The sequence below is a fragment of the Streptomyces sp. NBC_00094 genome (genome assembly GCF_026343125.1).
Classification (GTDB): Bacteria; Actinomycetota; Actinomycetes; order Streptomycetales; family Streptomycetaceae; genus Streptomyces.
On record NZ_JAPEMB010000001.1, the window covers coordinates 5918292 to 5932338 of the forward strand.

At 73.3% G+C, this 14047-nt stretch carries 12 protein-coding genes; 8 read left to right on the forward strand and 4 right to left on the reverse strand.

The window, feature by feature from the left end:
- Nucleotides 1-62: 62 nt before the first annotated feature.
- From OG580_RS26415 to OG580_RS26430, 4 genes are read right to left on the reverse strand one after another with little or no spacing between them, the layout of a single operon-like run.
- The gene (locus tag OG580_RS26415; RefSeq protein WP_267046141.1) at nucleotides 63-1001 is read right to left on the reverse strand and encodes a slipin family protein; all 939 of its coding nucleotides are present in this window, start codon (nucleotides 999-1001) and stop codon (nucleotides 63-65) included.
- A gap of 46 nt (nucleotides 1002-1047) precedes the next feature.
- Nucleotides 1048-1947 (reverse strand): aminoglycoside phosphotransferase family protein, encoded by a 900-nt coding sequence (locus OG580_RS26420; RefSeq protein WP_267046142.1) that lies wholly within the window; start codon nucleotides 1945-1947, stop codon nucleotides 1048-1050.
- Nucleotides 1948-2006: 59 nt separating this feature from the next.
- Entirely contained in the window at nucleotides 2007-2426 is a 420-nt protein-coding gene (locus tag OG580_RS26425) for a ferritin-like domain-containing protein (RefSeq protein ID WP_267046143.1), read from the reverse strand.
- Nucleotides 2423-2995, reverse strand: a complete 573-nt coding sequence (locus OG580_RS26430; RefSeq protein ID WP_267046144.1) for a hypothetical protein — start codon at nucleotides 2993-2995, stop codon at nucleotides 2423-2425. The genes OG580_RS26425 and OG580_RS26430 overlap by 4 nt, the downstream gene beginning before the upstream one ends.
- A 169-nt stretch (nucleotides 2996-3164) precedes the next feature.
- Here OG580_RS26430 and rimP point away from each other — a divergent pair, with 169 nt between their 5' ends.
- The 8 genes from rimP (at nucleotide 3165) to OG580_RS26470 (ending at nucleotide 14024) form a co-directional block, all read left to right on the forward strand.
- A complete protein-coding gene (gene rimP, locus OG580_RS26435) occupies nucleotides 3165-3662 on the forward strand; it encodes a ribosome maturation factor RimP (protein WP_267046145.1) in 498 nt (165 codons plus the stop codon).
- Between the two features lie 2 nt (nucleotides 3663-3664).
- Nucleotides 3665-4660, forward strand: a complete 996-nt coding sequence (gene nusA / locus OG580_RS26440) for a transcription termination factor NusA (RefSeq protein ID WP_267046146.1) — start codon at nucleotides 3665-3667, stop codon at nucleotides 4658-4660.
- 75 nt (nucleotides 4661-4735) lie between these two features.
- A complete protein-coding gene (locus OG580_RS26445) occupies nucleotides 4736-5017 on the forward strand; it encodes a YlxR family protein (protein WP_267046147.1) in 282 nt (93 codons plus the stop codon).
- Nucleotides 5018-5162: 145 nt separating this feature from the next.
- A complete protein-coding gene (gene infB / locus OG580_RS26450) occupies nucleotides 5163-8279 on the forward strand; it encodes a translation initiation factor IF-2 (protein WP_267046148.1) in 3117 nt (1038 codons plus the stop codon).
- 150 nt (nucleotides 8280-8429) lie between these two features.
- A complete protein-coding gene (locus OG580_RS26455; RefSeq protein WP_019889861.1) occupies nucleotides 8430-8723 on the forward strand; it encodes a DUF503 domain-containing protein in 294 nt (97 codons plus the stop codon).
- 29 nt (nucleotides 8724-8752) lie between these two features.
- Nucleotides 8753-9193, forward strand: a complete 441-nt coding sequence (gene rbfA / locus OG580_RS26460) for a 30S ribosome-binding factor RbfA (protein ID WP_267046149.1) — start codon at nucleotides 8753-8755, stop codon at nucleotides 9191-9193.
- Entirely contained in the window at nucleotides 9190-10089 is a 900-nt protein-coding gene (truB, locus tag OG580_RS26465) for a tRNA pseudouridine(55) synthase TruB (protein WP_267046150.1), read from the forward strand. The genes rbfA and truB overlap by 4 nt, the downstream gene beginning before the upstream one ends.
- Before the next feature lie 203 nt (nucleotides 10090-10292).
- A complete protein-coding gene (locus OG580_RS26470) occupies nucleotides 10293-14024 on the forward strand; it encodes a trypsin-like peptidase domain-containing protein (RefSeq protein ID WP_267046151.1) in 3732 nt (1243 codons plus the stop codon).
- Nucleotides 14025-14047: the final 23 nt, after the last annotated feature.

Sequence of the window (14047 nt, forward strand, 5' to 3'; positions counted from 1 at the left end):
GCCGTACCCGGGCCCGGGGGGGCCTTGTGGGGATCAAGGCCGCAGGCCCGCCCGCGCGGGGCTCACCTGTCGGTGTCGTCGGGCGTCGGTACGGGTTCCACCGACGCGCCCGTCAGGTCCGCCACCACCTCCGCCGCGTCCGCCCGCCCCTTCAGGTACGCCGCGCTCAGCGGCGCGGTCACCGGCTCCGTACCGGTCACCGGCTCCGTACCCGCTGCCACCCCGCCTGCCGCCGCGGGCGCCGGCGTCGCGCGCTCCAGGAACCGCAGCAGTTCCACCGGGATCGGCAGGACCAGCGTCGAGTTCTTCTCCGCCGACACCGCCATCACGGTCTGCAGCAGCCTCAGCTGCAGCGCCGCCGGCTGCGCGGACATCACCGCCGCCGCCTGCGCCAGCTTCTTCGACGCCTGGAGCTCCGCGTCCGCGTTGATCACCCGCGCCCGCCGCTCCCGGTCCGCCTCCGCCTGCCGGGCCATCGAGCGCTTCATCGTCTCCGGCAGCGAGACGTCCTTGATCTCGACCCGGTCGATCGCGACGCCCCAGCCCATCGCGGGGCTGTCGAGCATCAGCTCAAGGCCCTGGTTGAGCTTCTCCCGGTTGGACAGCAGATCGTCCAGGTCGCTCTTGCCGATGATCGACCTCAGCGACGTCTGCGACATCTGCGAGACCGCGAACCTGTAGTCCTCCACCGCCACCAGCGCGTCCGCCGCGTCGACCACCTTGAAGTACACGACCGCGTCCACCCTCACGGTGACGTTGTCCCGGGTGATGCCCTCCTGCGCGGGCACCGGCATCGTGACGATCTGCATGTTGACCTTGTGGAGGCGCTCGGCGATCGGCACGATCATCGTGAATCCGGGGGAGCGCACCTCGCTGCGCAGCCGGCCGAAGCGGAAGACGACCCCGCGCTCGTACTGCTTCACCACCCGCGCTGCCGCGCCCGCGTACACCACGGCCGCCGCGGCCGCGCCGGCCACCGCCATCAACAGCTCTTCGATCATCACGGCCCCCTGGAATCGAGCCGAACGGTACAAAAAGGGTATTCCCCTACAGCCAGCCCGCGAACTCCAGGAGCAGCTCGGCATCCTGCCGCCGCCCCGCCGTGAGCGCCCGCGTCCCCGACTCGACCGCGCGGAACAGGGTCCAGCCGCGCAGCCGCTCCCGGTCCATGTCCAGGGAGTCCGCCAGCTTGTTCACCCGCCGCCGGGCCGTCGACGCGCCCGCGGAGGCACCCACCAGGTCCTCGACCCGGTCGCGGACGAGCCGTGCCAGGTCGTAGGCCCGCTCGCCGACGAGCGGCTCGGGCCCGACCGACAGCCACGGGGCCCGGTCACCGGCCAGCACCTTGCCCTGCCGGAAGCAGCCGTGCAGCAGCAGCGACTCCTCCGGGGCGGCCACCAGCTCCTCGCGGGCGGCGAGCGCCGCCGCCGTCAGCTCGGCGGTGGCCGGGTCCGTGCGGTGCTGCTCCATCGCCGTGGCCTGCCGTTCCGTCCGCTCGGCCACCGACTCGAAGCCGTGCCCGGCCGGCGGCTCGACCCAGAGCTTCCGTACGGTCCCGGCGGCCTCCAGGAGGGCCTTTGCCTCCGGCAGTGAGCGCAGCGACACCTCGGGGTGCAGCCGTTCGAGGACGAGCCCGCCCTCGGCCGTCTCGTCGACGAGCTTGACCGCGCCCCAGCCGTTCCAGTGCGCCAGCGCGTCCCGCTCCAGGTCGGGCCGGGCGAACGGCGGCGCGATCTTGAGGGCCGCGGGGGAGTCGTCGGGGCGCCGGACGAGGAGGACCAGACTGCTCCGCCCGCCGGGGGCCATGACCCGTTCGGCCTTCAGCGAGGCGTGGTCGAGCACGGTCCGCGCGTGCTCCGGCAGCGGCCCGAGCCACTCGGTGGCCGCGGTGTCGCCGTACGTCTCGCCGAGCGCCCGTACCAGTCGCTGCGGCGGTTCGAAAGCCATGCGTGCGTTGTCCTTCTGACGTTCGGTCTGGCGTGGGGTCGGCCCGCTCGGGGCCGGACTCACACCCGCTCGGCGAGCCCAGGAAAGGTTACGTCGCTGCCGCGCCAGCGGACCGCGCGTACCGCCGCCTCCCGCAGCGCGGCGGCCGCCTCGCGCCGCAGCGGGCCCTCGGCGGCCCGGACGAGGTCGGAGTACACCCCGGCCACCCGGTCCTCCAGAACGGCCGCGAGCCGCACGGCGGCGGCCTGGTCCGTGACCCGGAACGGCAGCCGGTAGGCGGCCGCGGCGACCGCGGGGGCGCCGCCGAGGTCGCGCACGGTCCGGCGCAGGCCGTCCCGGCGGGCCCGGTGCGCCTCGTACGCGGCGGTGGCCTCCGCGCGGCGCTCCGTACCGATCCGGCCGCCGACGACCCCGTACCCGTACACCGCCGCGTGTTCGGCGGCGAGGGCCGCCTGGGCGGCGTCGAGGGCGCTGCTCATGCCGGTGCTCCTTCGGTCAGCAGGTAGGCGTGCGCGGCGCCCGCCGCCGCCACGGAGGCGAGCAGCCGGGCGTACTCCGGAGGGGCGGTGAGCAGGGCGTCCGTGTGCCGGTCGGAGGCGGTGCGCTCGGCAGCCGCGAGCTCCTTGAGGGCCGCCCGGGGGTCCGCCGCGACCGGTACGGGTACCGGCCGCGGCGACACCGAAGCCGAGGCCGAGGCCGAAGGGGAGGGGGAGGAGGGCGAGATCGTCGCGGGTCCCACCGTCGTGCCGCCCTCGCCGAGGGCCTTCGCGTGCGCCGCCACCGAGCGTCGCAGCGGGGTCAGCCGGGTGGTCAGGGCGGGATGCGCGGCGAGCGCCGCGTCGTAACGTTCCAGCAGGGTCCGGGCCGTCGAGACCGAGCGGAGCCGCAGCGCCGCCTCGGCGCGCGCCACCCGTTCGGCCTCCAGCTCGGCGGCGCTCGGCCGCCGAGTTCCGTCGCCTTCGCCGGAGGAGGAGGTGCAGCCCACCAGGGCCGTGGCGCCCGCCGCCGCGCCCGCCCTGAGGAGTGCGCGCCTGCCCGTCGTCGTCACGCTCTCTCCCTCGTCCGTCGTCCGTCGTCGAAGATCGTCGAGATCACCGCAGGCGAGCGTACCCGCGGCCCCCGAGGCGGTGGACGGCAACACCCTCCGGGACCGGATACCCTTTGGTCTGACACGCGACGAAACCCACAACAGCACACGCGGCCGAGGAGTCACCCGGATGAGCACCACCCAGAGCGACAGGCTGCGCGGACTCCTTGAGCCGCTCGTCCACGCGAAGGACCTGGATCTGGAAGAGATCGAGGTGTCCCGGGCCGGCCGCCGTGGCCTGCTGCGCGTCGTCGTGGACTCGGAAGAGGGCGTGGAGCTCGACGTCTGTGCCGAGCTGAGCCGTGAGATCTCCGAGAAGCTCGACGAGACCGACGTGATGGGCGAGGGCGAGTACGTCCTCGAAGTCAGCTCCCCCGGCGCCGACCGCCCCCTGACCGAGCACCGCCACTACGTGCGGGCGACCGGTCGGCTGGCCAAGCTCCAGCTCGCCGAGGACGGCGAGCTCGTCGCCCGGATCCTCGCCGTGGACGAGGACGGCCTCGACCTCGAAGTGCCGGGTGTGAAGGGGCGCAAGCCCACCGCCCGTCGGGTCGAGTTCGCCGACATCGTCAAGGCGCGTGTCGAGATCGAGTTCAACCGCAAGGACAAGAAGGAAGAGGAGGCGTAGCCGTGGACATCGACGTGAAGCTGCTCAAGGGCTTGGCGAATGAGAAGGAGATCTCCTTCGACCTGCTGGTCGAGGCGATCGAGTCGGCCCTCCTCATCGCGTACCACCGCACCCCCGACGCCCGCCGCCACGCGCGCGTGGAGCTGAACCGGGCCACCGGCCACGTGACGGTGTGGGCGAAGGAAGACCCCTCCGATCTGGAGGAGGGCCAGGAGCCCAAGGACTTCGACGACACGCCGTCGGACTTCGGCCGGATCGCGGCGAGCACCGCCCGCCAGGTGATCCAGCAGCGACTGCGGGACGCCGAGAACGACGTGACGTTCGGTGAGTACGCGCGCCGCGAGGGCGACGTCGTCGCCGGTGTGGTGCAGCAGGGCAAGGACCCGAAGAACGTCCTCGTCCGTCTGGACGACAAGCTGGAAGCTATCCTTCCGGTGCAGGAGCAGGTGCCGGGCGAGGACTACTCGCACGGTCTGCGACTGCGTACGTACGTCGTCCGGGTGGCTCGTGGTGTCCGCGGTCCGTCCGTCACCCTCTCGCGCACGCACCCCAATCTGGTGAAGAAGCTCTTCGCCCTGGAGGTGCCGGAGATCGCCGACGGCTCGGTCGAGATCTCGGCCATCGCCCGTGAGGCCGGTCACCGCACCAAGATCGCGGTGCGTTCCACCCGTTCGGGCCTGAACGCCAAGGGTGCCTGCATCGGCCCGATGGGCAGCCGCGTCCGCAACGTGATGGCGGAGCTGCTCGGCGAGAAGATCGACATCGTCGACTGGTCGGACGACCCGGCCGAGATGGTGGCCAACGCGCTCTCCCCGGCGCGGGTCTCCAGGGTCGAGATCGTGGACATGGCCGCCCGGTCCGCCCGGGTGACGGTGCCCGACTACCAGCTGTCGCTGGCGATCGGCAAGGAGGGCCAGAACGCCCGCCTGGCCGCACGTCTGACCGGCTGGCGGATCGACATCCGTCCGGACACGGAGCAGGCCGGTCCGCAGGACTGAGACCCGTTTTTGGCCAACAGCTGTTCGATTCTTGCCCCAAACGGGTGGGGTCGGTACGGGGAGGTAGACTTAATCGTGTCTGGCCGGACGCAAGCCCGCGTATGCCCTGAACGAACCTGTGTGGGATGTCGGGAGCGAGCGGCCAAGAGCGATCTACTGCGGATCGTGGTGATCAAGGACGAGTGTGTTCCGGATCATCGCGGTACGCTGCCCGGCCGGGGTGCGTACCTGCACCCCGCCATCGTCTGTCTCGACCTGGCGGTCCGCCGTCGAGCGTTCCCGAGGGCCTTCAAGGCCCAGGGCCCGTTCGACACCGCGGAGCTCCGTCACCACGTCGAGCGATCGGCACCGCAGTGAAGAAGTACGGCACGGATCACCGTGCGGTCAGGTACCTCGCGAGTTGGAAGTAGGTCGAGATTGCGATGAGCACTCGATGAGTACGCGATGAGTACGCCCATGAAGTAGCGACGGTCCGGCGGTAACCGGACCTAAAAGGAGCGAAGTGGCTAAGGTCCGGGTATACGAACTCGCCAAGGAGTTCGGCGTGGAGAGCAAGGTCGTCATGGCCAAGCTCCAAGAACTCGGTGAATTCGTCCGTTCGGCGTCCTCGACGATCGAGGCGCCGGTCGTGCGCAAGTTGACTGACGCTTTGCAGGGTCCCGGCGGCAACGCCGGCAAGACCGCTGCCAAGCCTGGCGCGCCCCGCAAGGCAGCGCCCTCCCCCGCCGCGCCGAAGCCGGCTGCGGCATCCGCCGCGCCGTCCCCGGCGCAGGCTGTACGTCCCTCCGCCCCGAAGCCTGGAGCGCCCGCCCCGGCGGCGCCCAAGCCCGTGGTCGCGGAGAAGCCCGCCGCGGCGCCCACCTCGGGTACGCGTCCCACCCCGGGTCCGAAGCCCCCGGCCGCGCAGAAGCCTGCGCCGGCCTCCCCGGCTCCGACGACTCCGGAGTTCACCGCGCCTCCGTCGGCTCCGGCCGCCGGTCAGCAGCGTCCCGCCGGTGCGACCCCGGGCCCGCGCCCGGCCGCCCGTCCGGCCCAGCAGGCCCCGCGCCCGCAGGGTCAGGGTGGTCAGGGTCAGGGCGCCCCGCGCCCGCAGGGCCAGGGTGCCCCGCGTCCGGGCGGTGCCCGTCCGGCCGGTCCGCGTCCCGGCAACAACCCGTTCACCTCGGGTGGCTCCACCGGCATGGCGCGGCCGCAGTCGCCGCGTCCCGGTGGCGGCGCCCCGCGTCCGCAGGGCGGCCCCAACGCCGTTCCGGGCGCTCCGCGTCCGCAGGGTGGCCCCGGTGGCGCCCCGCGTCCGCAGGGCCAGGGCGGCGCGCGTCCCACCCCCGGTGGCATGCCGCGTCCGCAGGCTCCCCGTCCGGGCGGCGCGCCCGGCGGTAACCGTCCGAACCCGGGCATGATGCCGCAGCGTCCCGCTGCCGGCCCGCGTCCCGGTCCTGGCGGTGGCGGCCGTGGTCCCGGTGGCCCCGGCGGTCGTCCGGGTGGTCCCGGCGGTGGCGGCGGTGCTCGTCCCGGCTTCGCCGGTCGTCCGGCCGGTCCCGGCGGTGGCGGCGGCGGCTTCGCCGGTCGTCCCGGTGGTCCCGGTGGTGGCGGCGGCGGTCGTCCGGGTGGTCCCGGCGGCGGTGGCGGCGGCTTCGGCGGTCGTCCCGGTGGCTTCGGTGGCCGTCCCGGCGGTCCCGGTGGACGTGGTGGCACGCAGGGCGCCTTCGGTCGTCCCGGCGGTCCCGCGCGTCGTGGTCGCAAGTCGAAGCGTCAGAGGCGCCAGGAGTACGAGGCCATGCAGGCCCCGTCCGTGGGCGGCGTGATGCTGCCCCGCGGTGGCGGCGAGGTCATTCGCCTGTCGCGCGGTGCGTCCCTCACCGACTTCGCCGAGAAGATCGGCGCCAACCCGGCGTCGCTCGTCGCGGTGATGATGAACCTCGGTGAGATGGTCACGGCGACGCAGTCCGTCTCCGACGACACGCTGACGATGCTCGGCGAGGAGATGAACTACACCGTTCAGATCGTCTCGCCGGAGGAAGAGGACCGCGAGCTCCTCGAGTCCTTCGACATCGAGTTCGGCGAGGACGAGGGCGGCGAAGAGGCTCTGGTCTCCCGTCCGCCGGTCGTCACCGTCATGGGTCACGTCGACCACGGTAAGACCCGACTTCTCGACGCGATCCGCAAGACGAACGTCGTCGCGGGCGAGGCCGGTGGCATCACCCAGCACATCGGTGCCTACCAGGTGGGTACCGAGGTCAACGGCGAAGAGCGTCGCATCACCTTCATCGACACCCCGGGTCACGAGGCGTTCACCGCCATGCGTGCCCGTGGTGCGAAGTCGACCGACATCGCGATCCTCGTGGTCGCGGCCAACGACGGCGTCATGCCGCAGACGATCGAGGCGCTCAACCACGCCAAGGCCGCCGGCGTCCCGATCGTCGTCGCGGTCAACAAGATCGACGTCGAGGGTGCCGACCCGACCAAGGTCCGCGGTCAGCTGACCGAGTTCGGTCTGGTGGCCGAGGAGTACGGCGGCGACACGATGTTCGTCGACATCTCCGCCAAGCAGGGTCTGCACATCGACTCCCTGCTCGAGGCCGTCGTCCTCACCGCCGACGCCTCGCTCGACCTGCGGGCCAACCCGAACCAGGACGCGCAGGGTATTGCGATCGAGTCCCACCTCGACCGTGGTCGTGGTGCCGTCTCGACCGTCCTGGTCCAGCGCGGAACGCTGCGCATCGGCGACACCGTGGTGGTCGGCGACGCGTACGGCCGTGTCCGGGCGATGCTCGACGACAAGGGCAACAACGTCGAGGAGGCGACCCCGTCGACTCCCGTCCTGGTGCTCGGTCTCACCAACGTGCCGGGTGCCGGCGACAACCTTCTGGTGGTCGACGAGGACCGTACGGCCCGCCAGATCGCCGAGAAGCGTGCTGCGCGTGAGCGCAACGCCGCCTTCGCCAAGCGCGTCCGCCGGGTGTCCCTCGAGGACCTCGACAAGGTGCTCAAGGCCGGTCTGGTCCAGGAACTCAACCTCATCATCAAGGGCGACGCGTCCGGTGCGGTCGAGGCTCTCGAAGCCTCGCTGCTCCAGCTCGACGTCGGTGAAGAGGTCGACATCCGGGTCCTGCACCGCGGTGTGGGTGCGGTCACCGAGTCCGACATCGACCTGGCGATGGGCTCCGACGCCATCGTCATCGGCTACAACGTCCGTGCGGCCGGTCGTGCCGCGCAGATGGCGGAGCGCGAAGGCGTCGACGTCCGGTACTACTCGGTGATCTACCAGGCCATCGAGGAGATCGAGGCGGCCCTGAAGGGTCTCCTCAAGCCGGAGTACGAAGAGGTCGAGCTCGGTACGGCGGAGATCCGCGAGGTCTTCCGCTCGTCCAAGCTGGGCAACATCGCCGGTGTTCTCATCCGCTCCGGCGAGGTCAAGCGCAACACCAAGGCGCGCCTCGTCCGCGACGGCAAGGTCATCGCCGAGGACCTCACGATCCACGGTCTGCGCCGCTTCAAGGACGACGTCACCGAGATCCGCGAAGGCTTCGAGGGCGGTATCAACCTCGGAAACTTCAACGACATCAAGATCGACGACGTCATCGCGACGTACGAGATGCGCGAGAAGCCGCGCGCCTGATCGCGTCCGATCGCAGTAGTGAGCCGGGGCCGGTCGGTGGAACTTATTCCGTCGATCGGCTCCGGCCGTTGCGTGTACGGTTCTGGTGTCCCTGCCGAGCGACGGCCCGGCAGGCCACCGAACCCGAACCGGCGGGACATCCGGCACCGCATGTACGTGGGGACTCTGTCCTTCGATCTGCTCCTCGGCGACGTTCACTCGCTGAAGGAGAAACGCTCCGTTGTCCGCCCCATCGTCGCCGAGCTCCAGCGCAAGTTCTCCGTGAGCGCGGCCGAGGTGGGCGACCAGGACCTCCATCGCAGAGCCCGGCTGGGCGTCGCACTGGTGTCCGGGGACCCGGGGTTCGTATCGGACGTGCTCGACCGCTGTGAGCGGCTCGTCGCCGCACGTCCCGAGGTGGAGCTGCTTTCGGTGCGCCGCAGGCTCCACACTGATGAAGACTGAATGAGCAAGGCAAAGAAGGAGAAGGACCAGTGGCCGACAACGCGCGGGCGAAGAAGCTGGCAGACCTCATCCGGGAGGTGGTCGCCGAGAAGCTGCAGCGCGGCGTCAAGGACCCCCGCCTGGGTACGCACGTGACCATCACGGACACCCGCGTCACCGGTGACCTGCGGGAGGCCACGGTCTTCTACACGGTCTACGGCGACGACGAGGAGCGGGCGAGCGCCGCAGCCGGCCTGGAGAGCGCCAAGGGCGTCCTCCGTTCGGCCGTGGGCCGCGCGGCGGGGACCAAGTTCACCCCGACCCTGACGTTCATCGCCGACGCCCTCCCGGAGAACGCCAAGACGATCGAGGACCTCCTCGACAAGGCGCGGGCCTCGGACGCGCAGGTGCGGGAGGCGTCCTCGGGCGCCGCCTTCGCGGGCGAAGCCGACCCCTACAAGAAGCCGGGCGAGGACGAAGCCGCCGAATGAGCAACGCAGCAAAGACGCCCGACGGGCTTGTCGTCGTCGACAAGCCGTCGGGCTTCACTTCGCATGACGTCGTGGCCAAGATGCGCGGGATCGCCAAGACCCGCCGTGTCGGCCACGCGGGCACGCTCGACCCCATGGCCACGGGCGTTCTCGTCCTGGGCGTGGAGCGGGCGACCAAGCTTCTCGGTCACCTCGCGCTGACCGAGAAGGAGTACCTGGGCACCATCCGCCTGGGTCAGACCACGATCACCGATGACGCCGAGGGCGAGATCACGGCGTCTGTCGACGCTTCGAAGGTCACCCGGGAGCAGATCGACGCGGGCGTGGCCGAGCTGACCGGCGCCATCATGCAGGTGCCGTCGAAGGTCTCCGCGATCAAGATCGACGGCAAGCGGTCGTACGCGCGGGTGCGCAGCGGCGAGGAGTTCGAGATCCCGGCCCGCCCGGTCACCGTCTCCTCCTTCCAGGTGTACGACGTCCGCGAGGCCGAGGCCGAGGACGGCACGCCCGTCGTCGACCTGGTCGTCTCGGTCGTCTGCTCCTCCGGTACGTACATCCGGGCGCTCGCCCGGGACCTCGGTGCCGGGATCGGCGTGGGCGGCCATCTGACCGCGCTGCGCCGCACCCGGGTCGGCCCGTACAAGCTGGACGCGGCCAAGACCCTGGAGCAGCTCCAGGAGGAGCTCACGGTCATGCCGGTCGCCGAGGCGGCCGACGCGGCGTTCCCGCGCTGGGACGTCGACGAGAAGCGGGCCAAGCTGCTCCTGAACGGCGTCCGGCTGGAGATGCCGGAGTACCCGGCGGGTCCGGTCGCGGTCTTCGGACCCGAGGGGACGCTGCTGGCGCTGGTCGAGGACCAGCGGGGCAAGGCCAAGAGCCTGGCCGTCTTCGGCTGAGGTCACCTGCGCACTTCCGTGGGGCGGGCACGCACGCGTGCCCGCCCCACGGTGCTTTCCCGGAGTCCGGGGAAGACCGCTGTCCGCCGACTCCGTGAGATTCACCCCATCGGGGAGGCGCTCGGAGTGAAAGGGGGAGCGCCGGGGGGCGTGTTTCCCGAGTCGGTTCTCCGAGTGATCACCGTCGACCTACCGTCGACACCATGGGACGCGGGGACCTGGCGACGCTGGTGGAAATCTGTGATCCGGCGGGCCGGCCGCGCGGCACCGGATTCCTCGCCGATCACCACGGCACGGTCGTCACCAGTCACGAAGCCGTCGACGGGCTCGCCCGTGTCGTTCTGCACGCCCCCGGCGACCTGACCTGCCTCGCCGAGGCCGAGGCCGTCACCGCCCTGCCGGAGAGCGGCCTCGCACTCGTACGGACCGAGGGGCTCGGCGTCCGTCCCATGGCACTCGCGACCCGCCCCGAGATCGAACCCGGTACGTACGTGCGGATCGCCGCCCAGGGCTGGCGCGAGGCGCGGGTGCTCGGCCCCGCCGCCGTCACCTACACCACCGCCGACCGCTTCCACGTCCTCGCGGACGCCCTCGAACTCGCCATCGGCACCGAGGGCGCCGAGGCGATCCGCCTCGGCGGACAGGCGGCCGGCGGCCCCGTCCTCGACACCGCCACCGGCACCGTCCTCGGCGTCCTCGGCACCGCCCTGCACGGAGAGCGCGCGGCCGCCGGATACGCCGTGCCGCTCCGGCCCGACGGCCCGCTCGCCGCCCTCCTGCGGCGCAACGCGGCCACCGTCCCCGCCTACGGACCGGACCTCAACCTCGCCGGGATCCTGGAGCTCACCGCCACCTCCACCGGGCCCGCGAGAGACCCCGACCCCTGGCCGGAGCCGGTCGAACGCCCCGAGTGCGTCAGGGAGTTCGCCCGTTTCGCGACCGGTGAGGCGCCCGTCCTCGCCCTGGTCGGCGCCCCCGGTACCGGCCGTACCACCGCCCTCGCCTCGCTCTGCGCCCGCCGAGCCCGGGGCGTCGCACCGGCCCCCACGGTCCGGCTGCGCGGCGCCGACCTGCGTGCCGAGGACCACTCGCTCGCCGACGCCGTCGGGCGCGCCCTGCGCCAGGGGGGCCGGATCGTGGCGGCCTCCGGGGCGCTCGGCGACACCGCGACCGCGACACCGGAGCGGGCCGCCGCCCTCGCCCGGGAGGCCGGCCGGCCGCTCCTCGTCGTCCTCGACGGCCCCGAGGAGATGCCCCCACTCCTCGCCCACCGCCTCGCCGACTGGACGGCGGCCACCGAGCAGTGGCTGCGGGTCCACGGCGTACAGCTCGTCACGGCCTGCCGCCCCGAGCACTGGGACCTGGCCGGCGCCCTCTACACGCCGCACGCCCTGCACCGGCCGGCCCGGGGGAGCGGGGAGGGCCTGCCCGGGGCGCTCACCCTCGGGCCGTACTCCGAGGAGGAGGCGCGGGCCGTCCGCCAGGGGTACGGGATCGGGGCGGCCGACCTCGCCGAGGCGGACGCCCGTCACCCGCTCGCCCTGCGGCTCCTCGCCGAGGTGCGGGCGGCGCTGCCGGGAGAGGTGCCCGGGCGGCCGGGGCGGGAGGAGATCTTCACCGCCCATCTGGACCTGATGTGCCTGCGCGTCGCGGTCAGGGTCGCCGCGGGCTCCCGGCCCCTCGTGCGGGGGACCGTCGTGCGCCTGCTCGCCGCGCGGGTCGCCGGCCAGGTCCACGAGGCCGCCCGTCGCTGCCTCGGCCCCGGACACGGTGTCCTCGACCGCGCCTCCTTCGAGGAGCTGTTCCCGTGGCGGGAGGGGTGGGCCTCGGCCGTCCTCACGGAGGGCCTGCTCGTCCCCGCGGGCTCCGGCTACCGCTTCGCCCACGAGGAACTCGCCGACTGGCTGCAGGCCGCCCACCTGGACCTGGACACCGCGCTGGACGCCCTGGTCCACAGCCGCCGCGAGGAACCGTCCCCGCCGGGGAGGGGAGCGGCCCCGGTGGGCGGTTCGGGTCCGGTGGGCGGTTCGGGTCCGGGTCCGGGGGCCGGGGTGGCTCAGGCGGGGGGTCCGGGTCGGGGGGCCGGGGCGTCTCAGGCGGCCGGTCCGGGTCCGGGGGGCGGCGCGGCTCACGTGGCCGGTACGTCGGCGGGTACGGCTCCGGCGTTCTCCGCCGCTCCGGCACGCGCCGACGTCCCCCGGCAGCGGACCGCCCCGGAGGCGGAGCCCGCGTCCGATCACCTTCCCGTGCCCCGGCACCGCATCGGGCCGGTCCTCCAGGCGCTGCTGCGCCTCCACCGTGAGCAGGGGCCGGCCGCCCTCGCCCCGCGTCTCGCCGCGCTCGTCGAGTCCCTCGACCGGTTCGCGGACGCGGACGGCGGGGCCGGCTCGCCGTCCGGGGGCGCCGGGCCGCACGACCCCGCCGACGCCGTCTGGTGGGCGGCCCGGCTGGTCGGGGAGAGCGTGCGGCGGGTGGGTGACCCGCGGCCGTATCTGCCCGTCCTCCGGTTCCTCGCCGACCGCATCGGCCGCCGCCCCGCGCGCCACCCGGTCTTCGCCGCCTTCGGCGTGGAGTTCTGGCAGACGCTCCCCCTCGGCGAGGACGAGCGGATCGATCTGCTGCGCCGGCTCGTGCCCGCCGACCCGCCACCAACCGAGGCACTGACCGGGGCGCCGGGCGGGGCCCGGTGCCTCGACACCGTCGCGGAGCTGCTCGCCGCCGACCCCCGGGGCGTCCAGCCGCTGCTGTGCCGCTGGTTCGGCGACGATCGTCCGCTGCCCGCCGCCCCGCACGCCACCGTCGCCACCGCCGCCCAGGCCCTCCTGCACACCCACAGGGCGCTCGCCGTCGACGACCTGTGCGAGGCACTCGTCGCCACCGCCCACCCGCTCGCCGACGGGCTGCTCGCCGCCCTCGCCGAGGACGAGCCCTCCGCCCTCTGCCGGGCCGTCGACCGCTGGGCCCACGACGACGGCCGCCCCGAGCGCCGGGTCGCCGCCGCCGCGTACGGACATCTGGTCGCCGGCCGGCTCACCAGCCCCGCCGACCGCGAACTCCTCCGCTACGCCGCCCTCGCCCTGCTCGCCCGCCCCGGCGACCAGGCGCTCCACGGCCCCGCCCTCGGGCTGCTCATCCGCGACCCGCAGACCCGCGCCCGCCATCTGCCCCGCGCCATCGCGGAGCCCCGTACCCCCGCACCCGCCCTCGCCGAGGCCCTCGCGACCCACCCCGGTCCCGTCCTCACCGCCTTCCGGTCCCGACTGCACGGCACGGGCGAGGAGGCCGCCGCCGCCCTGCGCGCCCTCGCCGAGATCGACACGCCCGCCCTCACCCGCCGCGTCGCCGCCCTCGTCCGCGACTACGTCTCCCGGCTGCCCGAAGGCGCCGGGCACGTGGCCCGCTTCGTCGACCGGCGGTTCGAGGACGGCCCGGCGGCCAGGGCCGTCCTCTTCCCCCTGGTCTCGGGGCTGATCCGGGGCCGCCCCGCCGTGGTCCGCCGCGCGCTCGCCCCGGTGCTCGCCGCCCCCGGCACGGGCGCCTCCCGCCATCTGCGCGCCGAGCTGCTCGACGTCCTCCTGGAGCACGAGCGGTACGAGGCGGAGACCGGCGAGTACTCCGTCCTGGACGCCCTGCTCGCCGCCGCGGCCGAGGGCGGCGGACGGCGCAGCGAGCCCCGTACCAGGGAGCTCGTGCACCGGGCCGGCACGCTGTACACCCGTACCCCCGCGGGCGTCGGACGGCTCGACCGGGCCCTGGCCGGGCTCGTCCGCGGGCATCCCGGCTTCGCCGCGCTCCTCGCCGGATGGATCGTCGGAGCACCGGGGGAGTGGGCCCCGCTGCTCGGCCCGGAGACCGTCCGGACACTGCGGAGCCCCCGCACTTCCATGCCGATGCGGACCGACGGCCGTGGGCATGGCAGTCTTAGACCTGCGTAATCGGCGAACAGGCGGACGAGGAG